Below are 21,617 nucleotides of genomic sequence, written 5' to 3'. Positions count from 1 at the left end.
CGCCGGACCGAGGCACCGAACGCCGGCCCGGAAGAGCCCGCGCGAGTCGGTGGGTCCGAGAGTCCGAGAGTCCGAGAGAGCCCGTACCCCGAGGGGAGCCCGCATGCACCGCACACTGATCATCGCCCGGATGCTGCCCGGCGCGGAGGGCGACGTCGCCCGCGTGTTCGGTGAGTCCGACCAGACCGAACTTCCGCGTCTCGCCGGCGTCACCCACCGCTCGCTGTACAAGCTCGGCGATGCCTACGTCCACCTGCTGGAGACCGACGACCCGGGTCAGGAGGCGGTCGACGCCGCCCGCCGCCACCCGGAGTTCGCCCGGGTCAGCGAACGGCTCACCCCGTTCATCTCCCCCTACCTGCCCACCTGGCGTTCGCCGCAGGACGCGGTCGCCCAGTGCTTCTACACCTGGGAGTCCGGCACCGGCGGTCGGTGAGCCCGCCCTCCGCCGGCGGCGCCGGCCGAACGGGGACCCGTTCACCCCGTACGGCCGCGCCGCGAGGCCCAGGAGCAGTCCCTACACCGGAGAAACGAGAGGCAGCACCATGACCGACCACCAGGCCGGCGGGACGACCACTGTCGTCACCGCGGAGGAGATCGAGAACGTCCTCATCACCAGCGCCGGCGCGGCGCCGGACGTGTTCGAGGGCTCCCGGCACGTCCCCCTGGAGGAGCTCGGCCTCGACTCGCTGGCCGTGCTCGAGCTGGAGGCGGTGATCGCCGACCGTTACGGCCTGAAGGTCCCGGACGGCGCCGTCGCCCTCAGCGTCGACCAGATCGTCGCCGAGCTGCAGACCGCCGGGGCGGTGGGCTGAGCGATGGCCGGACACACCGAGAACAGCATCGTCATCCAGGCCCCGCTCAAGCTCGTCTGGGACGTCACCAACGACGTCGCCGGCTGGCCGCAGCTTTTCACCGAGTACGCGTCCGCCGAGATCGTCGAGCGCCGCGGCGAGACCGTCCGGTTCCGGCTCACCATGCACCCGGACGAGGAGGGCCGGATCTGGAGCTGGGTCAGCGACCGCACCGTCAACGTCGCCGACCGCACCGTCCACGCCCACCGGGTGGAGACCGGCCCGTTCGCCTACATGCAGATCCACTGGCGCTACGAGGAGCTGCCCGAGGGCGGCGTCCGGATGACCTGGATCCAGGACTTCTCCATGAAGCCCGTCGCCCCGGTCGACGACCAGGGCATGACCGAGCGGCTGAACATCAACTCGCCCGTGCAGCTGGAGATCATCCGGCAGAAGGTCGAGGCCCTCGCCGCCGGTTCCACCGCCGTCCCCGCCGAGAAGGAGTGAGCGCCGTGGCCGCCAGGAACATCCGCATCATTTCCGCCGACGACGTCCCCGCCAACCGCAAGCGCGGCGGCGAGACCCGCGCGGTGCTCTCGCCCGCCACCTGCGGCGCGACCTCCGGCTTCATGGGGACCGCGCGGCTCCAGCCGGGCGAGCGGATCACCGAGCACTACCACCCGTACAGCGAGGAGTTCCTGCTGCTCGTCCGCGGCGAGCTGACCCTCGACCTGGACGACAAGCCGTTCGAGCTGTTCGCCGGCCAGGGCGTGCTGATCCCCAAGGACATCCGCCACCGGCTGCGCAACACCGGTTCCGAGGAGGCCTTCGCGGTCTTCCACCTCGGCCCGCTGGCGCCGTCCCCCGAGCTCGGCCACGTCGACACCGAGGACGGCCCGGGCACCAAGGCCGAGGGCCACATAGTGCTGGGGGAGCGATGACCGCTTCCCCGTCCACGGGTGACCGCCGCGTCGTGGTCACCGGGATCGGCGTGGTGGCCCCCGGCGGCACCACCCGCGAGACCTTCTGGGAACTGATCACCTCGGGCCGCACCGCGACCCGTCGGATCTCCGCCTTCGACCCCTCGGCGTTCCGCTCGCAGATCGCCGCCGAGGCCGACTTCGACCCCGTCGCCGCCGGCCTCACCCCGCTCGAGCTGCGCCGGGCCGACCGCTACGTGCAGTTCGCGCTGGCCGCCTCCCAGGAGGCGGTGCTCGACGCCGGTCTCGAGCTCGACGAGCGCACCCGGGAAGCCACCGGTGTGGTGCTCGGCTCGGCGGTCGGCGGCACCATCGTCCTGGAGGACGAGTTCGTCGTCGCCAGTGACTCCGGCCGCAACTGGCTGGTCGACCCCGACGTGACGAGCCCGTTCCTCTACCAGGGACTGATCCCGAGCAGCCTGGCCGCCGACGTGGCCGTCCGGCACGGGGCGCACGGCCCGGCGGTGGTCGTCTCCACCGGCTGCACCTCCGGCATCGACGCCATCGGCCACGCCTACCAGCTGCTGGTGGACGGCGAGGCCGAGGTGATGATCACCGGCGCCTCGGACTCCCCGATCTCCCCGGTCACCGTCGCCTCCTTCGACGCCATCAAGGCCACCACCCCGGACAACGACGACCCGGCGCACGCCTCCCGGCCGTTCGACCGGGACCGGCACGGCTTCGTGCTGGGCGAGGGTTGCGCGGTGCTCGTCCTGGAGGAGCTGGAGCACGCCCGCCGGCGCGGCGCCCGGATCTACTGCGAGGTGGTCGGCTACGCCAACCGCGGCAACGCCTTCCACATGACCGGTCTGCGCCCGGACGGCCTGGAGATGTCCGAGGCGATCACCGAGACGCTGCGCCAGTCCCGGCTGAACCCCGAGGACATCGGCTACATCAGCGCCCACGGCTCCGGCACCCGCCAGAACGACCGGCACGAGACCGGCGCCTTCAAGCGCTCGCTCGGCCACGCCGCCTACGGGGTGCCGATCAGCTCGATCAAGTCGATGGTCGGCCACTCGCTGGGCGCGATCGGCGCGATCGAGATGGCCGCCTGCGCGCTGGCCGTCGACCGCGGGGTCGTCCCGCCGACCGCCAACTGGCAGAACCGCGACCCCGAGTGCGACCTCGACTACACGCCCAACACCGCCCGCGAGGTGCGGGTCGGCGCGGCGCTCTCGGTCGGCAGCGGCTTCGGCGGCTTCCAGTCCGCGATGCTCTTCGCCAAGCTGGGGAGGGGCCGATGAGCGCACGACGTGCCGTCATCACCGGCATCGGCGTGGTCGCGCCGAGCGGCATCGGCAGCGAGGCGCACTGGAAGTCGGTCTGCGGCGGCGAGAGCCGGATCGCTCCGATCACGCTCTTCGACGCCGGCCCGTACGAGACCACGCTGGCCGGCGAGGTCCCGGACTTCGACGTCAACCGGTACGTCGAGCGCCGGCTCCAGGTGCAGACCGACCGGTGGACCCACCTCGCCTACGCGGCGGCCGAACTGGCCTTCGGCGAGGCCGAGCTGGACCCGGCCACGGTCGAGCCGTACAAGCTGTCGGTGGCGCTCGCCAGCTCCTCCGGCGGCAACCAGTTCGGTCAGCGCGAGCTCCAGCGGCTCTGGCAGCCGGACACCTCGCGGACCGTCGGCGCCTACCAGTCGATCGCCTGGTTCTACGCCGCGACCGTCGGGCAGCTGGCCATCAAGCACCAGGCCAAGGGCCCGTCCAGCGTCCTCGTCTCGGAGGGCGCCGGCGGCCTGGACTCGCTGGCCCACGCCGCCCGGCTGGTCCGCCGGGGCGCCGACGTGGTGCTCGCGGGCGGCACCGAGGCTCCGCTCGGCCCGTACGCGCTCGCCTGCCAGCAGCGCAGCGGCCGGCTCTACACCGGCTCCGACCCGGCCGAGGCCTACCTGCCGTTCGACGAGCGGGCGGCCGGCTTCGTCCCGGGCGAGGGCGGGGTGGTCTTCGTGGTCGAGGACCTCGAGCACGCGCTCGCCCGCGGCGCCCGGATCCGGGCCGAGATCGCCGGCTGGTCCGCCACCCAGGACGCCGTCGCCTCCAGCCGGACCGGCTCCGGCTCGGTCCGCCAGTACGCCCGGGCGCTCGGCACCGCGGTCGAACGGGCCGGCCTCGCCCCGGGGGACGTCGACGTGACCTTCCCGGACGCGGTGGGCCTGCCCGCCTACGACCGCACCGAGGCCGAGGCGCTGCGCGCGGTCTTCGGCGACACCGGCCCGGCCGCCGTCACCACCCAGAAGCCGCTCACCGGCCGGCTCTACCAGGGCGGCAGCGCCCTGGACGCGGCCACCGCGGTGCTCGCCATGGACAACGGCCTGATCCCGCCCTCGGCGGGCCCGGCCCGTCCGGCGGACGGCTGCGACCTGGCCTTCGTCCGCGAGGAGCAGGCCGCCGAGGTGCGCACCGCGCTGATCGGCGCCCGCGGTTTCGACGGCTTCAACAGCGCCGTCCTGCTGCGCGCGCACTCCTGACACCCACGAGCCGTACGCAGCACGACCACCCACGAGCACCACGACCCGGAAGGAGACCGTCATGCCGGTCGACGAGGGCGCGGCACAGGGCCGCGTGCTCTTCCTCATCACCGTCAAGGAGGAGCGCCGGGAGGACTTCCTCAAGGCGTACGAGCAGATCCGCCACCTGGTCGCCGAGGGCGTCCCCGGACACGTGCGCGACCAGGTCTGCCAGTCCTCCACCGACCCGGAGCAGTGGCTGATCACCAGCGAGTGGCGCTCGCTGGACGACTTCGTCGCCTGGGAGCGGACCGAGGAGCACCGGGACCTGGTGCGCCCGATGCGCGAGTGCTTCAGCGACGCGAAGTCCATCCGCTTCCACATCAAGGCCGAGACCTCGCGGGACACCCCGAAGGCGGGCCTTTCCACTCCTACCACCGCGGGGTGAGGTCATGACACGGACTCTGATCATCGGCGGCAGCGTCGCCGGCCTGGTGGCCGCGCTGGCGTTCGCCGACCTGGGGCACGACGTCACCGTGCTGGAGCGGGACGCCAACGAGGCCCCCGACAGCGTCGACGAGGCGCACGGCGACTGGCAGCGGCCGACCGTGCCGCAGCTCCACCACTCGCACGCCTTCGGCTCGCTCGGCACCAACCTGCTGCGCGAGCGGCTGCCCTCCGTCTACCAGGCGCTGGTCGCGGCCGGCGTGCGGGAGATCGAGCTCGGCAAGGCCATGCCGCCGACCCTGGCCGACAAGACGCCGCACCCGGCCGACGCCGAGCTGCGGATGCTCGGCAGCCGACGGACCACCTTCGAGCTGGTCCTGCGCCAGGAGGCGCTGCGCAAGCCCGGCATCTCGCTGCGCCGGGGCGAGACGGTCCGCGGTCTGACCGTCGCCGACCGCGGCCCGGCCCGGGTGACCGGTGTGGTCACCAAGGACGGCCGCACCATCGCCGCCGATCTGGTGATCGACGCCAGCGGCCGCCGCTCGCAGGGCCACGAGTGGCTGCGCGAGCACGGCCTGGCCGAGCCGGAACTCGTCGCGCAGAGCGCCGACATCACCTACTACACCCGCTACTACCGCGCGCACGGCCCGCGCCCGGTCGGTCCGCTCAACCGGGGCTTCGGCGCCGGCGGGCTCTGGGACCACTACACCGGTGTGATGTTCCTCGGCGACAACAACACCTTCGCCATCTCGTTCGGCATCCTGCCGGACGACACCGAGCTGAAGCAGATGCGGGCCGAGGACGTCTTCACCGCCGTGGTCCGGGCCACCCCGCTGCTCGCCCCCTGGGTGTCCCCGGAGGCCTCCGACCCGATCTCGCCGGTGCACGCGATGGCGGGCCTGGACAACTCGCTGAAGCTGTACGGGCAGGACGCCCAGCCGGTGCCCGGCTTCCTCCCGGTCGCCGACGCCGTCTGCACCACCAACCCGGCGTTCGGCCGCGGCGTCTCGCTGGCCATCGCCCATGTGCTCGGCCTGGCCGACCTGGTGCGCGAGCACCCGGAGCCGGACGCCGAGCAGGCCGCGCTGGCGGCCGGCCTGGCCGGGCGGACCTTCCGGCCGTGGTTCGAGGACGCCGTCCGCAACGACGCGGGCCGCGCCCGGCTCTGGCGGGCCACCGTGGCCGGCCAGCAGCTGCCGCCGCTGCCGCCGGACGTGCTCACCTTCGGCACCGTCGCCGAGGCGGCCGGCACCGACGAGGTGGTCTGGCGCCGGCTGGTCCGCACCATGATGTCGCTCGACAACCCGGCCGGCCTGTACGAGGACGAGGAGATCCGGCTGCGGGTCAAGCAGGCGGTCGCGGGCGGCCCCCCGCCGTTCCCCGCCCCGGACCGGCAGACCCTGGTCGACATCGTCCGTCGCGCCGCCAACTGACGATCCGTCACAACCGCGTCGAGCGAAGCCGGTTCCACCGCGTCGAGGGACGCCGGTCCGCACCGTGCCGAGCGACGCCGCTCCACCGCACGGCCCCGCATCGCACCGTCGTACAGCCACAGGAGGAAAGTCATGAAGGTCGTCGACCACCCCAACGCCAAGCTCATGGAAGCGGTGTACGCCGCGTTCACCGTGGGCGACGTGCAGAAGGCGGCCAGCTACTGGACCAAGGACTGCGTGCACTACTACCCGGGCACCAGCGAGCTGTCCGGCGCGCACGAGGGCATCGAGTCCGCACTGGCCTTCGCCGGCCGGATGTTCGAGATCTGCCAGGGCCGGATCACGATGGAGATCCACGAGATCGGCGCGAGCGACTCGTTCGCCTTCGCCACCGTCTTCACCCGGTACGAGCGTGAGGGCAAGAGCCTGGAGATGCCCTTCGTCAACGTCGCGCGGATCCAGGACGGCCTGATCGCCGAGTTCTGGACCTACCCCGAGGACCAGTACGCCGTCGACCAGTTCTGGGCCTGACCGCCCCCCGACTATTGAGAGGTCGCATCATCATGGCAGGCATCATCAGCAGCTGGGGTGACAACACCAACGGCCAGCTCGGCGACGGCGGGACGGTCAACCGGACCACCGCGCAGGACATCAAGGGCCTGGAGAACGTGGTCAAGGTGGCGGCCGGCAGCGGCCACGCCCTCGCCCTGACCGGCGACGGCGAGCTCTGGGGCTTCGGCCGCAACGCCTTCGGCCAGCTCGGCGACGGCTCCACCGAGAACCAGGCCACCCCGGTCCGCACCGTCGGCCTGCCCGGCCGGGTCCGCTCGGTCGGCGCCGGCGGCGGCCACACCGCCGCCCTGCTGGAGGACGGCACCGTCTGGGCCTGGGGCGCCGGCTTCTTCTGCGCCCTCGGCGAGGCCAACTTCGGTGTGCAGCCGGTCCCGGTCCGGGTCGACGGCCTGGAGGACGTGGTCGAGCTCGCGGTCGGCGGCGCGCACAACCTCGCGCTCAAGGCCGACGGCACCGTCTGGTCCTGGGGCCGCGACGACCGCGGCCAGCTGGGCGACGGTCCCGGTTCGACCCGCGAGGGCCGGATCGTCCGTTCCTACATGACCGCCTCCTTCGACTGCCGGCCGCGCCCGGCCGTGATCGAGAACCTGGAGCCGGCCGTCAGGCTGAGCGCCGGCGGCGGTCACAGCATGGTCGTGCACGCCGACGGCACCGCCTCGGTCTGGGGCTTCAACGACCGCGGCCAGCTCGGCGACGGCACCACCGAGGACCGCGCCGCCCCGCAGAAGGTCGCGGGCCTGCGCTCGGTCACCCAGCTGGTCGGCGCCTACCACCACACGGTGGCGCTGCTGGCCGACGGCACCGTCTGGGCCTGGGGCCTCAACGACGGCGGCCAGCTCGGCGACGGCACCACGGCCGACCGCGCGGTGCCGGCCCCGGTGCCGGGCCTGACCGGCGTCAAGGCCGTTTCCGTCAGCGGCGGCGGCACCGACGCGGCCCCCGGAAACGGCGGGCACGCGCTGGCGCTGCTGGCCGACGGCTCGGTGCAGGGCTGGGGCTGGAACAACTGGGGCCAGCTGGCCGCCGGCCAGGTCCAGATCGTTCCCACCCCGTCCCGGATCGCGCTGTCCGGCCCGGCCATCGGCATCGCGGCCGGCGGTGAGATCCCGCCGACCAACAAGTTCATGGCCAACCCCGGCGGTGGCTTCGCCTTCGCCCTGCTGGGCTGAGCCCCGGCCTTGCGCAACCGCCGGGCGGCCCGGCCCGTCCGGGCCGCCCGGTGCGGGGCCGTCCGGCCCGTCCACCCATGACCGCTGACCTCGGGCCGGGGGCGCCGTCCGCCCCCGCCCCGGTCCCCGCAGGGAGGCCTCACCCCATGACCGCCGTTCCCCAGACCGCCCCTGCTTCGGCCGGCGCGGTGTTCCTCTCCGAATTGATGTTCCCGTCGACCCCGCGCTGCCTGGCGCTGGCCGCCGAGTTCAGGCTCGCCGAGCTGCTGGCCGAGGGCCCGCTGCCGGTGGCCGACCTCGCCGAGCGCGCCGGAGTGACCGCCGGCCCGCTGGCCAAGGTGCTCGCGCTGCTCACCGAGGACGGCGTGTTCGAGGAGGTCGAGCCCGGCGTCTTCGCCAACACCGAGCTCTCCGAACTGCTCCGTCCCGGCGTGCCCGGTTCGATGGACGCGATGGCCCGGATGGTCGGCGCCGAGTGGCTCTGGGCCTCCTGGGGCGCGCTGGACCACAGCCTGGCCACCGGGAAGCCCGGTTTCGAGAAGGTGCACGGCACCGCACTCTGGCCCTGGCTGCAGAAGAACCCGTCCGCCGCGGCGACGTTCAACCAGGCGATGACGGACTTCACCGACGCGCTCTCCGACGCCCTGGTGTCGGCGTACCCCGAGTTCGCCGAGGCCGGCGCGGTCTGCGACCTCGGTGGCGGGCAGGGCACCTACCTGGCCGCGATCCTGCACAAGTACGACTCCCTCGCCCGCGGCGTGCTGGCCGACCTGCCGAGCGTCATCGAGCAGGCCAGGACCCAGCCCGACGTCGCCAAGCTGGCCGAGCAGGGCCGGCTGGACTTCGAGCCGGTCGACTTCTTCGCCGGGGTCCCGGCCGGCATCGGCGCCTACGTCACCAAGCAGGTCTGGCACTCGTGGCCGGACGAGGCGCTGGTCCGGTTGCTGCGCAAGTGCCGGGAGGCCTCGCCGGGCGCCCGCTTCGTCGCGGCGGAGCTGGTGCACCGCGAGGGCGTGCCGAGGTTCGTGAAGAACTTCGACCTGGTCATGCTGGTCACCATGAGCGGCGAGGTCCGCACCGAGGAGCAGTTCGCCGAGGTCTTCCGGCGCGGCGGCTACCGGCTCAACCGGGTGGTGTCCACCGGGACGGCCTTCGCACTGCTCGAGGCCGTGCCGGACCCCGACCCGCTGGACTGACCGGACGCTCGGGACGGCCCGGGGGAGAATTCCTCCGGGCCGTCCCGGAGAATTTCCGACGTATTGCGAGAGGGCCCGGATCCGACATCGGATCCGGGCCCGCGGTTTTCCCTCCGGGTATTTCCCGGAGGGATTGCGCCACTCAGTCGAACCGGAATTCCGACAGGCCGCCGCGGGACCGGTAGCCGAGCGAGCCGAACAGCCCCTGGACCGTGTCGTTGCCCTCGGCGGTGACCGCCATGCCGAACAGCCCCTCGGCCCGCACCTCGGTCGAGGACTCGACGAGCAGCGCCCGGGCGTACCCGCCGCGCCGGACGTCGGGCTTCGAGTAGAGCGGGCCGTAGCGGACCACGCCCGCGACGGCGGCGGTCCGGCCGAGGATCGCGACGGGTTCGCCGTCGAGCTCCCAGACCCGCAGCAGGCCGCCGGCGATCTGGCCCCGGACGGAGCGCGAGGCCATCTCCCGGCTGAGTCCGGCGCCGTGCGCGGCCTCCAGGCACCAGTCGGTGAACAGCTCCGCCTCCTCCTCGCGGGCGGCCCTGGACTGCCCGTCCGGGGCCGGCCGGCCGTCGGTGGTGACCGCGCCGTCCAGGCACAGCATCCGCTCGCGGCGATCGGCCCGGACCGGCCGGCCGGTGGCCTCGGACCAGGCCGCGGCGAACGCGGCGGCCGCCGCGTCCGGCCCGATCACGCCGGGCAGGAGGTCGGGCCCGGCGCCCAGTTCGGCGCCGAGCGCGGCCGCGGCGGCCGCCGGCATCCCGCTCAGCACGACCAGGTGCGGCGCCGTGAACGCCGCGACGCCGACCACCGGCGCCGTGTCCGAGGCCGGGTCCTCGACCCGGCTCCAGGCTATCGGCGGGGCGGTCGGCGGGCGGAATTTCGCGCCGGCCAGCATGGTCAGCAGGATGGAATTCTCGACGGGGTTGCCGGCAATCCACCCACCGGTTTCCGAGATGAACTCTTCGGTGTTCCTCGTGGTTTTTACGAACATATCGAAAAAATAGCCGGAGGGTGGATTGCTGGCAATGGCACGAGTGGCGAACGGGCCCCGGTGCGTCCGGTTCCGGTCAGTTCGCGCCGGGACGCCCGGCGCCCGGCCCGCCCTGAGCGCCGGGACCGCCCTGGCCGCCCTGAGCGCCGGGACCGCCCTGGCCGCCGCCGGGCCGCCCCATCGTCCCGGCGGTGACGCCGGCCGTCATGCCGCCCTCCAGCCCGAACAGCGAGCCGGTGACGAAGCTGGCCGCGTCGCTGCCGAGGAAGACCACCGCGTGGGCGACCTCCTCCTCGGTCGCGATCCGCCCCAGGGCGGTGGCCGCGCCCGCCCGCTCCAGCGCGCCCGGCTGCCCGCCGACCCGCTGGCGGAAGTCCTCGGTGTCGACCGGACCGGTGATCAGCGCGTTGACCCGGATGCCCGCCGGGCCGGCCTCCAGCGCGGTGGCCCGGGTCAGGCCGACCACACCGTGCTTGGCCGCGGTGTACGCGCCCAGGCCGAAGGCGGTGCCCTGGACACCGGCGGTGGAGGCGTTGTTGATGATGCTGCCGCCGCCGCTCGCCCGCATGGCGGCGATCTCGTGCTTCAGCGAGTGGTAGGTGCCGACGAGGTTGACCGCGATCACCGCGGCGAAGGCGTCCGCCGGGACCCGGTCCAGCGGGCCGAAGGCCCCGCCGCCGCCGGCGTTGTTGAAGGCGATGTCGAGGCGACCGTGTCGCTCGACCGTGGTACCCACCAGGCGGGCGACGTCATCCTCGACGGTGACATCGGCGGCGACGAAGTCCGCCTGCCCGCCCTTCTCCCGGATCCGCTCCACCACGGCGTTGCCCAGCTCGGCCCGGCGGCCGGAGACCACGACGTGCGCCCCGGCGGTGGCCAGCGCCAGTGCGGCGGCGGCCCCCATGCCCGAGGTAGAACCGGTCACGAGCGCGATCTTCCCCTGGAGTTGGCTCATCGTTAGCTGCCCTTCCGGGCGGCCGCGGCCGCCCTTGACGTTGGCTCTTGACGGCTTATTTTGATTGTATAGTCTATACGAATTCAAGCTCGGAGCAAGGTCTCCGAGCCGGCGGACGCCTCTCAAGGAGTACCCAATGAGCGCCCCGTACGCTGCACCCGCCCCGGAAGTGCCACGTAAAACCTTCTTGACGATCTTTGCCGCCCTGGTGCTTGCCATGTTCCTGGCAGCCCTGGACCAGACGATCGTGGCGACGGCCCTGCCGACCATCGCCGGTGACCTCGGCGGCGTGACCCACCTGGCGTGGGTCATCACCGCCTACATGCTGGCCGCCACCGCGGCCACGCCGCTCTGGGGCAAGCTGGGCGACCTCTACGGCCGCAAGCTGATGTTCCAGTCGGCGATCACGATCTTCCTGCTCGGCTCGGCGCTGTCCGGCCTGTCCGCCAACATCGGCCAGCTGATCGGCTTCCGCACCCTCCAGGGTCTCGGTGCCGGTGGTCTGATGGCGCTGGCCATGGCCCTGATCGCCGAGCTGGTGCCGCCCCGCGAGCGCGGCAAGTGGCAGGGCTACGCGCAGTCCTGCTTCGTGATCGCCGGTGTGGTCGGCCCGCTGATCGGCGGCGCCTTCGTCGACCACCTGTCCTGGCCGTGGATCTTCTACATCAACCTGCCGATCGGCGCGGTCGCGCTGCTGGTCGTCAGCTCGGTGCTGAAGCTGCCGGTCAACAAGCAGAAGAAGCAGCTCGACTACCTCGGTTCGGCGCTGCTCAGCTCCGCCATCGTCGCGATCCTGCTGGTCTCGGTCTGGGCCGGCGACCAGTACTCGTGGGGCTCGGTCCAGATCATCGGCCTGCTGGTGCTCGCCGCGGTGCTGCTGGTCGGCTTCGTCCTGCAGGAGAAGCGGGCCAGCGAGCCGGTCGTCCCGCTGGAGCTGTTCAAGGACCCGGTCATCCTGGTGGCCACCGTCGGCCTCTTCCTCGCCTCGATCTCGCTCTTCGTGGCGACCGTCTACACCCCGCTCTTCCTCCAGGTCGCCAACGGGGACACCGCCACCGAGTCCGGCCTGCTGCTGGTCCCGCTGATGATCGCGACCGTGGTCAGCCTGACCGTCTCGGGCAAGGTCGTCGCGGCGACCGGCAAGTACAAGATGTTCCCGATCGCGGGTCTGCTGATCATGGCGGTCGGCCTGTACCTGATGTCGACCCTCAAGGCCGACTCGTCCCAGGTGGCCGCGGGCGGCTTCCTGGCGGTCTTCGGCATCGGCTTCGGTCTGGTCACCCAGGTGCTCATCGCGGCGGTCCAGAACTCCGTCGAGATGCGCCAGCTGGGTGTGGCGACCGCCGCGGCGAACTTCTTCCGCTCGCTCGGTGGCGCCATGGGTGTGACCGTCTTCGGTGCCATCCTCAACGCCCAGCTGCGCGACCAGCTGCCGAAGAAGGTCCCGGCCGAGGCGCTGGCGCGGCTCGGCACGGACGGTCTGCTGACCTCGCCGGCCAAGGTCCGGGCGCAGGCGCCCGAGGTGCGCGACGGCGTGGCCTCGGCGCTGGCCGAGTCGCTGCACACGGTCTACCTGATCGGCATGATCATCGCGCTGCTCGGCGCCCTGGTCGTGGTCTTCCTCAAGGAGCGTCCGATGCGGGCGCCGATGGGCGCGCCCGGTGGCAAGGGCCAGGGCGGCCAGGGCGGCCCCGGCGGCCAGCAGCAGGGCCAGGGCGGCGGCCAGTGGCAGGGCCAGGGAGGCCAGGGAGGCGGCCAGGGACAGGGTGCTCCCGCCGGTGGCGGCCAGTGGCAGGGCCAGGGCCAGGGCGCCCCGGCCGGCCAGGGTGGCCAGGGCGGTCAGCCCGGGCACGCCGGTCCCGCGGGCGGACGACCGGAGACCGCGGCCGGCTGACGGCCGCCGCTCCGCCCGGTCGACCGACCGGCGTCCGCCCCGACAGCCCCTCCTCCCCCACCGTTACCCCCGGCGGTGGGGGAGGAGGCTTGTCCGGGGCCTGAACTGATAGCACGTCAGCATCGGATACGGCTCGAAACGGACGCCGAAAGCCGTCGCGGAGTGAGTGTTCACCCGCTAGGCTGGACGGGCAGTCGGCACCCCGGCCGCGGTGGGGCGGGGTGTCTGGCACGGCCTTCCCCGCCGCACTCCGAGCGCCGGGAGTACCGGCGCGACCAGCCCACCAGGAAGCGGGTCGACTCCATGGCCGACATACCCAGCCGGCGGCGTGCACTCTCCCGGGACCTCCCGCCCGCCGCCGCCCCCGGCATACCCCCGGCGACCAGGATCGGTGTCATCGGTCTCGGCGTCATGGGCGGCGGCATGGCCTCCCGCCTGCTCGACCAGGGCCACCGGATCGTGGTCCACAACCGCACCCCCGAGCGCGCCGCCCCGTTCGCCGCCCGCGGCGCCGTGGTCGCCGCCACCCCGGCCGAACTGGCCTCGCAGGTGGACGTGGTGCTGCTCAGCCTGGCCTCCGAGGCCGCCGTCGAGGAGCAGCTGTTCGGCGCCGGCGGGGTGCTGGAGACGCTGCCCGCCCACGGCATCGTGATGGACACCAGCACCGTCTCCCCGGACTTCGCCCGGTCGGTGGCCGAGCGGGTCGCCGGCCGCGGCCGCAGCGCCGTGGACGCCTGCATCATCGGCAACGGCCAGCACGCCAAGGACGGCGAACTGCGCTTCATGGTCGGCGGGTCCGCGGAGACCTTCGAGCGGCTGAGCGCCGTACTGGAGCCGCTCGCCAAGGAGATCCGCCACCTCGGCCCGAGCGGCCTCGGCGCCACCGCCAAGGTGATGCTGAATGTGCTGATGGGCGTCGAGATGCAGGTGCTCGCCGAGTCGGTGACGCTGGCCCAGCGGGCCGGCATCGACCGCGAGCTGGCCCTCTCGATGATCAGCGAGAGCGGCTTCAGCTCGCCCGTGATGAAGTACAAGGCCGGTGTGATGCGCCGCCGGGCCTACGGCGAGCCGCAGTTCCGGCTCGACCTGATGCGAAAGGACCTCCGGCTGGCCACCGCCGAGGCCGGGCGCCTCGGTGTCGCGACCCCGGTCTGCGACGCCACCCACGAAACCCTCGTCGCCGCCGCCGAGGCGGGCCTCGGCGAGCTGGACTGCGCCGCCGTGCTCTCCCATGCGGAGGTCACCGCCGGGCTTCCCGGCACCCCGGACCGTACGTGAACCACGCGCCCTCACCGAGGAGTTGATCCACGTGTCCCAGTCCCAGCCCCAGCCGAGACGGTCCCGGGCGGCCGGTTTCGGCACCGCCCTGGTGGCCCTGTTGACCGCCCTCGTCCTGCTCGCCGCCACCAACGGCGCGGGCGCCGAGGACACCGAGTCCCGCCCCCGCCCCCCGGCGAACTGGAGCAGCTGGCAGTTCGACCAGGCCGGCAGCCGGTTCAACGGCCAGGAGAGCCGGATCACCCCGGCCACCGTCGGCAACCTCGGCCTCAAGTGGGCCTTCGGCCACGAGAAGGTCCAGGGCGTCTACCTCGGCAGCCAGCCCGCCGTGGCGGACGGCACCCTCTACGTCGGCGGTGCCGAGGGCACCTTCCACGCCATGGACGCCAGGACCGGCGCGGCGCGCTGGACCTTCGACGTCACGCCGGTGGCCGGCGCCCACTCGGCCACCAACCCGGACCCGGTCCGCAGCAGCCCGGCCGTCGAGGGCAACACCGTCTACTTCGGTGACAACCGCGGCTACCTGTACGCGCTCGACCGCCGCACCGGCGCCCTTCGCTGGTCGCTGAAGCTGGACACCCACCCGCAGGCCCAGATCACCAGCTCGCCGCTGGTCTACAACGGCCAGGTCTACGTGGGTGTGTCCAGCAAGGAGTCCGGTGCCACCTTCGACCTGACCTACCCGTGCTGCACCTTCCGCGGCTCGGTGGTCGCCGTCAACGCGTACACCGGACAGCTGAGCTGGCGGCACTGGACCACCCCGCAGCCGCAGCAGGTCGGCACCTGGCCCAACGGCGCGGCCCGCTACGAGCCCTCCGGCGTCGCCGTGTGGAGCTCCCCGGTGGTCGACCGGGAGACCGGCACCATCTACGTCGGCACCGGCCAGAACTACACCGGCGCGGCCGGCGACACCGACTCGGTGCTCGCCCTGGACGCCCGCAACGGCAACGTGCGCTGGCGGTCCCAGGAGGTCTTCCCGGACACCTTCACCGTCGCCTGCGGCATCCCCGGCGCCGACGCCTACTGCCCCAGCAAGGCCAACGGCACCGATCACGACTGGGACTTCGGCGCCAGCGCCAACGTCTTCAGCATCGGCCACCGCCGGGTGATCGGCATCGGCCAGAAGAACGGCGTCTACCACGTCTACGACGCGCTGACCGGCGCCAAGGTCTGGGACCGCGCGGTGGTCGCCGACCCCAACACCAAGGGCGGCAGCTCCGGCATCCAGTGGGGCACCAGCTACGACGGCACCCGGCTCTACGTCGCGACCTGGTTCGCCAACCCGGGCACCCTGTACGCGCTCGACCCGGCGACCGGGGCGATCCTCTGGCAGACCGAGAGCCCGGCCGACGGGTGCCAGTGGGGCGGCGCGGCCGCCAACCCCGAGCTGTGCCAGCGGGCCTTCACCCCGGCGGTGACCGCCACCCGGGGCCTGGTCTACGAGGGCGGCGCCGACGGCAAGATGCGCGTCTTCTCGGCCACCACCGGCGCCGTGCTCTGGCAGTACGACGTGGTCCGCGACTTCACCACGGTCAACGGTGTGCCGGGGCACGGCACGGCGCTCTCCGGTGGCGGCGGCGCGGTGGTCGCGGACGGCATGCTCTACGTCCAGGCCGCGTACTACCCGCAGTACCCGAGCAATGCGGGCGGCGTTCTGCTCGCCTTTTCCCTACCGTAGGACCAGTCGGCGTAGCGAAGGTCAACTCACGGCCGGCGGCACCCAGTTGCCGCCGGCCCCGGCAAGGAGGAAATTATGGAGATCGTCGTGGTGGGAGCGGCCGGTCGGACCGGGCGGCTGCTCGTCGAGAAGGCCCTGGAGAACAAGCACAGCGTCACCGCGCTGCTGCGCGACCCGGCGAAGCTGCCGATCGAGCACGAGCGGCTGAGCAAGGTCCGCGCGGACGTGTTCGACGTGGACTCGCTGACCGGCCCGCTGGCCGGCAAGGAGGCCGTGGTGATCGCGCTGGGGGTGACCACCCGCACCACGACCACGGTGTTCTCCGAGGGTGCGCGCAACGTCATCGCCGCCGCCCGGGCGGGCGGGGTGCGCCGGCTGGTGACCATGTCCTCGGCCGGTCTGGAGACCAAGCACCTGCCGGCGATGCAGCGCTTCGTCGCCGAGTTCGTGGTGGACCGGGTGTACCGGAACATCCACCTCGACCTGGCCCGGATGGAGGACGAGGTCGAGGCCAGCCCGCTGGACTGGACGATCGTCCGGGTGCCGATGCTGACCGACGGTCCGGCCACTCCCAACTACCAGGCGGTGGTGGGCGGCCACATCGCGAAGGCGTCGCGCATCGCACGGGCGAACGTGGCCGACTACATCGTCACCCATCTGGATGACACGGCCACCTACGGCCGGCGCGTCGAGGTGGCCAACTGATGACCCCCGGCGGGGGCCGGCCCGCCCGCGGCACGTCCGCGGCGCGGGCCGGCCGCGCGCCGGCCACCGGCCGGGCACCCGCCGCCGGGGCCGACCGGGGCTGACCGGGGCCGACCCGGGCCGTCCAAGGCCGTCCAAGGCCGATCGAGGCCGATCGAGGGGGAAACGCACCGTGAACATCGTCGTCTTCGGCGCGACCGGTGGCACCGGCCGCCACTTCCTGGAGCTGGCCGCCGAGGCCGGGCACTCCACCGTCGCCTTCGCCCGCGACCCGCTGGCCCTGGCCGACGCCCGCCCCAGCACCATCCGGCAGGGCGACGTGCTCGACCCGGACGCGGTGGCCCGCGCCGTGGAGGGCGCGGACGCGGTGGTCTCCGCGCTCGGCATCGGCTACAGCCGGGCCGCCACCACGGTCTACTCGGCCGGCACCGACCACATCCTCAAGGCCATGCGCGCCACCGGCGTCTCCCGGGTCGTGTGCGTCTCCACCACCAGCATGAGCCCGGTGCCCTGGCGCGCCGCCCCGTTCCAACGGGCCCTCACCTCCTGGGTGCTGCACCCGATGCTCCGTCGGCCGTACGCCGACATGGCGCGAATGGAGCGGTTCCTGCTGGAGGACACCGAGCTGGACTGGACGCTGGTCCGGGCCGCCCGGCTCACCGGCGGCCGGGCCCGGGGCCGCTACCGCACGGCGGTCGGCCGGCGGCTGCCCGGGGCCTGGTCGATATCCCGCGCCGACCTCGCGCACTACCTGCTCGCCGCGCTCCAGGAGCCGGCCGCGCGGCGCGAGGTCGTGGAGATCGCCTACTGACCGCCCGTCCGCCGCCCGTCCGCCGTCCGTCCGGAGCCCGTCCGGAACCCCGCGCGCAGCCCGTCCGCCGAACGATCCCGGCCGTCGGCCGTCCGCACCTCGCGCCGTTCGTACTCAACGGGCGGTACGGCCGGCTACTCCCGCCGTGCGATGCCCCGCCCACCCCGGCCGGGCAGAGTAGGGGGTGATCCCGTGGATCACCCAAGCCGTGGGCCGGCGGCCGTACACCATCCACCCGGTGGCCGCCGGCCCGTGGCCCGCGTCGCCCCTCGCCCTCCGGAGCACAAGCCGATGCCCACACCTCCTGGTCCGCCCGCCGCCGACACCCCCGAGGCCCCGACGGCCCCCGCCGGGCCCCCGGCCGACCGTGCCGACCGGCTGGAGCCCCCGGCCGGTCTCGCCGGGCGCCTGCGGCTGCCCAAGCACGCCCGCCGGGTCTGGCTGACCGTGCACGTCGCCTGCTCGGTCGGCTGGCTCGGCCTGACCGCCGGTGTGCTCGCCCTCGGTATCGCCGGCCGCTTCTCCGACAACCCGGACACCGTGCGCGCCGCCTACCTGGCGCAGGAGATCTTCGCCGACTGGCTGCTGATCCCGATCAGCCTGCTCTCGTTGCTCTCCGGAGTGCTGCTGTCCCTCGGCACCACCTGGGGCCTGCTCCGCTACCGCTGGGTCGCCACCAAGTTCTGGCTCACCCTGGCCGCCACCCTGGCCTCGATCTTCGCCCTGCGCGCCTTCATCCACGACGCGGCCGGCCAGGTCGCGGCCGGCACCGTACCGCCGGACGGCCGGGCCCCGCACGTGCTGGTGATCGCCCCCTCGGTGGCCCTGACCATCTACCTGACCGCCACCGTGCTGTCCGTGGTCAAGCCCTGGGGCATGACCGCGCGGGGCAAGCGCCTGGCCGCCGAGGCCCGCGCCGCGCGCGTCAACCGGGCCGCGGGCGCGGCGCCGGGGCGGTGACCGTTACCCGTTCATGAGCACCGACCACGTGAGCACAGGCCACGACCCCTATCCCGGACCGCCGTGGACCAGACCCTCCTGGACCAGGCTCTCCGCCGTCCTGGTGGCCCTGGTCCAGGTGGTCGGCTCCACCGCCGCCGCCCGCCAGCAGACCGACCGGGCCGCGCTCGACGCGGTCGGCTACGCGCTGCTGCTGCTCGGGCCCGCCCTGCTGCTCCTGCGCGACCGCTTCCCCGGCCCGGTGGTGGCCGGCGTCACCGCCGTCACCATCGGCTACCTGCTGGCCGGCTACCCGTACGGCCCGGTGTTCTTCAGCCTCGCCGTCGCCGTCTACGGCGCGCTCGCCCGGGGCCGCCGGTGGTGGGCCTGGATCTCCCTCGGCGCCGGCTACCTGATCCATCTGGCCAGCTCCCACCTGCTGCCGCACGGCTGGCAGCGTGCCCCCGGGCCCGGCCCGAGCTGGTGGCAGGAGGCCGGGGCGGCGGCCTGGCTGCTGCTGATCCTGGCCGGCGCCGAGATCATGCGCTCGCGCGGCGAGCAGCTCGCCGCCCGCCGGCTGGCCCGGCGGCAGGCCGAGGAGAACCGCGCCGCCGAGGAGCGGCTGCGGATGGCCCGCGAACTCCACGACATCCTGGCGCACTCCATCTCGGTGATCCACCTCCAGGCCGGGGTGGCGCTGGAGCTCATCGACGAGCACCCGGACCAGGTGCGGGCCGCGCTGACCGTGATCAAGGCGACCAGCAAGGAGGCGCTGGGCGAGGTGCGCCAGGTGCTCGGCACCCTGCGGGGCCCGGACGGCCAGGCCCCGCGCACCCCCGCCCCCGGCCTGGCCCGGCTGCCCGAACTCGTGACCCAGGCCGGCCACGCCGGGCTCGCCGTCACGGTCGACACGGTCGGGACCGCCCGGCCGCTCCCCGCCCAGGTGGAGCTGGCCGCGTTCCGGATCGTCCAGGAGGCGCTCACCAACGTCATCCGCCATTCGGCCGCGCGGAGCGCCACGGTTCTGATGGACTGGTCCTCCCCGGCGGGGCTGCTGCTCCGGGTGGACGATCCGGGCCCGGCCGCCGGCGGTGACGGCGGTGGTTCCGGCAACGGCCTGGTGGGCATGCGCGAGCGGGCCGCGGCCTTCGCGGGCGAGCTGACCACCGGCCCGCACGGCGGCGGCTTCCGGGTCCGGGCCTGGCTGCCCGACCCCGCGGGGCCGGGCGCGGCGAGCGAGGGGAAGCGGACGGAATGATCCGAGTACTGCTGGCGGACGACCAGGTCCTGGTCCGGGCGGGCTTCCGGGCCCTGCTCGACGCCCAGCCCGACATCGAGGTGGTCGGCGAGGCGGACGACGGCGCGGCGGCCGTCCGGCTGGTGGAGGAGCTGCGGCCGGACGTCGTGCTGATGGACATCCGGATGCCCGGCACCGACGGCCTGGAGGCCACCCGCCTGATCTGCTCCCGCCCCGAGCTCTCCGCCGTCCGGGTGGTGGTGCTGACCACCTTCGAGATGGACGAGTACATCTTCGAGGCGCTGCGGCTGGGCGCGGCCGGCTTCCTCGCCAAGGACACCGAACCGGCCGACCTGCTGCGCGCCGTCCGGGTCGCCGCGGTCGGCGACTCGCTGCTCTCCCCGGGCGTGACCCGCCGGGTGATCGACGAGTTCGCCAGCCGCTCCCGGGAGCCCTCCGTCGGCGGGCAGCTGCTGGACGCCCTCACCGACCGGGAGCGCGAGGTGCTCACCCTGGTCGGCATGGGCCTGAGCAACGACGACATCGCCCGCCGCCTGGTGGTCAGCCCGCTCACCGCGAAGACCCACGTCAGCCGCGCCATGGTGAAGCTCGGCGTCCGCGACCGCGCCCAGCTGGTCGTCCTCGCCTACGAGTCCGGCCTGGTCCGCCCCGGCTGGCTCTGAAGCCCGCCCCGGAAGGCCCGGGAGCAGCCCGCGCCCCGGGGCGTACTCCCGGTGTCGTACCCGCGGTGCCGCTCCCCGGAGGACGCGGCGGACCCCCCTTCGGCGAGAAGCTCGTGGTGGCCTCGGAGACCGTCCGGGGCCGGCGCGGCCCCCGTCCGAACGTGCGGGGCACACCGAGGAGTTGACCGACATGCAGAGCACCGCACTGCTCGCCGACGCTTACTGCCGGGAGGGCTGGGGTCCCTGGAACGGGGGCGGCCCCGGTCCGTGGTTCCTGCTCTTCCCGCTGTTCTGGCTGATCGTCCTGGTCACCGTGTTCACCGTCTTCCGCCGCCGCGGCTTCGGCCGGCGCGGGCCGTGGGGCCCGCCGTGGGCCGGCGGCCAGTGGGGCGGCCCCTGGGGCGGCGGCCCGGGCTGGCGCGGCGGACCCCCTGGGCCGGCGGCGGCACCGAGGCCCCGCTGGCCAGCCTGGCCCGCCGGTACGCCGACGGCGAGATCACCGAGGAGGAGTACCGCACCCGGCGGGACACCCTGCTGGAGCACCTCCAGGGCGGCCCGGACGACAGCAAGCCGGGTCAGGGCGGTACCAAGTGACCACCTCGCCGACCCTCGAACTGGTCGGGACCGACCGGATGGCCGCCCGGGTGGCCGACGCGGTCAAGGTCTACGGCATCGGCCGCACCGAGGTGCGCGCCCTGGACCACGTGACCGTCGGCTTCCCGGCCGGCCGGCTCACCGCGATCATGGGCCCGTCCGGCTCCGGCAAGTCCACCCTGCTGCACTGCGCGGCGGGGCTGGACCGGCTGACCGCCGGCACCGCGATGATCGGTGACACCGAGCTGGAGAACCTCAACGACCGCAGGCTGACCCTGCTGCGCCGGGAGCGGATCGGCTTCGTCTTCCAGTCCTTCAACCTGGTTCCGGTGCTGACCGCCCGGGAGAACATCACGCTGCCGGTCGACCTGGCCGGCGGCGAGGTGGACCGGGAGTGGGTGGAGACCCTGATCGACGCGGTCGGCCTGCGGGAACGGCTGGAGCACCGGCCGACCGAGCTGTCGGGCGGCCAGCAGCAGCGGGTCGCGCTGGCCCGGGCGCTGGCCGGCCGTCCGGAGGTGGTCTTCGCGGACGAGCCGACCGGCAATCTGGACTCCCGGACGGGCGCCGAGGTGCTGGAGCTGATGCGCCGCGCGGTGGACGAGATGGGCCAGACGGTGGTCATGGTCACCCACGACCCGACCGCCGCCGGTTACGCGGACGAGGTGGTGTTCCTCGCCGACGGCCGGCTGGTGGACCGGATGGAGCGGCCCACCCCGGCCGGGGTGCTGGACCGGATGAAGGACTTCGACCGTGCCCCCGCGGCGGGCCGGGGAGGCGCGGGGTCATGAGCGAGCGGAGCGAG

Annotated in this window: 23 protein-coding genes; 21 read left to right on the top strand and 2 right to left on the bottom strand. The window is 73.6% G+C overall.

Features of this window, described 5'->3' with window-relative positions; translation table 11 throughout:
* Positions 1–103 precede the first annotated feature (103 nt).
* The 11 genes from BLU95_RS13520 to BLU95_RS13470 all read left to right on the top strand — a co-directional run bounded on the left by BLU95_RS13520 (position 104) and on the right by BLU95_RS13470 (position 9,047).
* The gene (locus BLU95_RS13520) at positions 104–436 is read left to right on the top strand and encodes a TcmI family type II polyketide cyclase (RefSeq protein ID WP_093860239.1); all 333 of its coding nucleotides are present in this window, start codon (positions 104–106) and stop codon (positions 434–436) included.
* 109 nt (positions 437–545) lie between these two features.
* Positions 546–815, top strand: coding sequence for an acyl carrier protein (locus tag BLU95_RS43280; protein WP_030301380.1), 270 nt, complete (start codon positions 546–548; stop codon positions 813–815).
* 3 nt (positions 816–818) lie between these two features.
* The gene (locus BLU95_RS43275) at positions 819–1,301 is read left to right on the top strand and encodes an SRPBCC family protein (RefSeq protein ID WP_030396591.1); all 483 of its coding nucleotides are present in this window, start codon (positions 819–821) and stop codon (positions 1,299–1,301) included.
* 5 nt (positions 1,302–1,306) lie between these two features.
* A complete protein-coding gene (locus tag BLU95_RS13505; RefSeq protein ID WP_045942344.1) occupies positions 1,307–1,735 on the top strand; it encodes a cupin domain-containing protein in 429 nt (142 codons plus the stop codon).
* Positions 1,732–3,018 (top strand): beta-ketoacyl-[acyl-carrier-protein] synthase family protein, encoded by a 1,287-nt coding sequence (locus BLU95_RS13500; RefSeq protein WP_093860238.1) that lies wholly within the window; start codon positions 1,732–1,734, stop codon positions 3,016–3,018. The genes BLU95_RS13505 and BLU95_RS13500 overlap by 4 nt, the downstream gene beginning before the upstream one ends.
* Positions 3,015–4,250 (top strand): beta-ketoacyl synthase N-terminal-like domain-containing protein, encoded by a 1,236-nt coding sequence (locus BLU95_RS13495; protein WP_093860237.1) that lies wholly within the window; start codon positions 3,015–3,017, stop codon positions 4,248–4,250. Before BLU95_RS13500 ends, BLU95_RS13495 begins: the two co-directional genes overlap by 4 nt.
* A gap of 61 nt (positions 4,251–4,311) precedes the next feature.
* On the top strand, positions 4,312–4,677 hold the full coding sequence (locus tag BLU95_RS13490) for an antibiotic biosynthesis monooxygenase family protein (protein WP_030396587.1): 366 nt from the start codon (positions 4,312–4,314) through the stop codon (positions 4,675–4,677).
* A gap of 4 nt (positions 4,678–4,681) precedes the next feature.
* A complete protein-coding gene (locus BLU95_RS13485; protein WP_093860236.1) occupies positions 4,682–6,109 on the top strand; it encodes an FAD-dependent oxidoreductase in 1,428 nt (475 codons plus the stop codon).
* Between the two features lie 132 nt (positions 6,110–6,241).
* Entirely contained in the window at positions 6,242–6,640 is a 399-nt protein-coding gene (locus BLU95_RS13480; RefSeq protein ID WP_030301365.1) for a nuclear transport factor 2 family protein, read from the top strand.
* Between the two features lie 32 nt (positions 6,641–6,672).
* A complete protein-coding gene (locus BLU95_RS13475) occupies positions 6,673–7,851 on the top strand; it encodes an RCC1 domain-containing protein (RefSeq protein ID WP_093860235.1) in 1,179 nt (392 codons plus the stop codon).
* A gap of 146 nt (positions 7,852–7,997) precedes the next feature.
* A complete protein-coding gene (locus tag BLU95_RS13470) occupies positions 7,998–9,047 on the top strand; it encodes an ArsR family transcriptional regulator (protein ID WP_093860234.1) in 1,050 nt (349 codons plus the stop codon).
* A 142-nt stretch (positions 9,048–9,189) separates the two neighbouring features.
* Here BLU95_RS13470 and BLU95_RS13465 read toward each other — a convergent pair whose 3' ends face one another.
* Positions 9,190–9,942, bottom strand: a complete 753-nt coding sequence (locus BLU95_RS13465; RefSeq protein WP_093860233.1) for a GNAT family N-acetyltransferase — start codon at positions 9,940–9,942, stop codon at positions 9,190–9,192.
* Between the two features lie 172 nt (positions 9,943–10,114).
* On the bottom strand, positions 10,115–10,993 hold the full coding sequence (locus BLU95_RS13460) for an SDR family NAD(P)-dependent oxidoreductase (RefSeq protein ID WP_093860232.1): 879 nt from the start codon (positions 10,991–10,993) through the stop codon (positions 10,115–10,117).
* 187 nt (positions 10,994–11,180) lie between these two features.
* Between BLU95_RS13460 and BLU95_RS13455 the strand changes: the two genes are divergently transcribed.
* The 10 genes from BLU95_RS13455 (at position 11,181) to BLU95_RS13410 (ending at position 21,603) form a co-directional block, all read left to right on the top strand.
* Positions 11,181–12,887: an MDR family MFS transporter gene (locus tag BLU95_RS13455; RefSeq protein WP_286158628.1), complete on the top strand. Its 1,707-nt coding sequence runs from the start codon at positions 11,181–11,183 to the stop codon at positions 12,885–12,887.
* A gap of 303 nt (positions 12,888–13,190) precedes the next feature.
* Entirely contained in the window at positions 13,191–14,165 is a 975-nt protein-coding gene (locus tag BLU95_RS13450) for an NAD(P)-dependent oxidoreductase (RefSeq protein ID WP_078896849.1), read from the top strand.
* A 31-nt stretch (positions 14,166–14,196) separates the two neighbouring features.
* Positions 14,197–15,843 (top strand): outer membrane protein assembly factor BamB family protein, encoded by a 1,647-nt coding sequence (locus BLU95_RS13445; RefSeq protein ID WP_231978552.1) that lies wholly within the window; start codon positions 14,197–14,199, stop codon positions 15,841–15,843.
* A gap of 75 nt (positions 15,844–15,918) precedes the next feature.
* Positions 15,919–16,548, top strand: coding sequence for an NAD(P)-dependent oxidoreductase (locus BLU95_RS13440; RefSeq protein WP_093860229.1), 630 nt, complete (start codon positions 15,919–15,921; stop codon positions 16,546–16,548).
* A 172-nt stretch (positions 16,549–16,720) separates the two neighbouring features.
* Positions 16,721–17,359: an NAD(P)-dependent oxidoreductase gene (locus tag BLU95_RS13435; RefSeq protein ID WP_030396577.1), complete on the top strand. Its 639-nt coding sequence runs from the start codon at positions 16,721–16,723 to the stop codon at positions 17,357–17,359.
* 291 nt (positions 17,360–17,650) lie between these two features.
* Positions 17,651–18,319 (top strand): DUF2269 domain-containing protein, encoded by a 669-nt coding sequence (locus tag BLU95_RS13430; RefSeq protein WP_231978551.1) that lies wholly within the window; start codon positions 17,651–17,653, stop codon positions 18,317–18,319.
* Between the two features lie 13 nt (positions 18,320–18,332).
* On the top strand, positions 18,333–19,556 hold the full coding sequence (locus tag BLU95_RS13425; protein ID WP_093860228.1) for a sensor histidine kinase: 1,224 nt from the start codon (positions 18,333–18,335) through the stop codon (positions 19,554–19,556).
* Entirely contained in the window at positions 19,553–20,218 is a 666-nt protein-coding gene (locus tag BLU95_RS13420; RefSeq protein WP_093860227.1) for a response regulator transcription factor, read from the top strand. Before BLU95_RS13425 ends, BLU95_RS13420 begins: the two co-directional genes overlap by 4 nt.
* Positions 20,219–20,602: 384 nt before the next feature.
* Positions 20,603–20,812 carry an SHOCT domain-containing protein gene (locus tag BLU95_RS44060; RefSeq protein ID WP_231978550.1) on the top strand — a complete coding sequence of 70 codons (210 nt, stop codon included), beginning with the start codon at positions 20,603–20,605 and terminating at the stop codon, positions 20,810–20,812.
* A gap of 38 nt (positions 20,813–20,850) precedes the next feature.
* Entirely contained in the window at positions 20,851–21,603 is a 753-nt protein-coding gene (locus BLU95_RS13410; RefSeq protein ID WP_093864855.1) for an ABC transporter ATP-binding protein, read from the top strand.
* Positions 21,604–21,617 lie beyond the last annotated feature (14 nt).

Source organism: Streptomyces sp. TLI_053, from assembly GCF_900105395.1.
Lineage (GTDB): Bacteria > Actinomycetota > Actinomycetes > Streptomycetales > Streptomycetaceae > Kitasatospora.
This window is presented reverse-complemented; position numbering and strand designations above follow the sequence as displayed.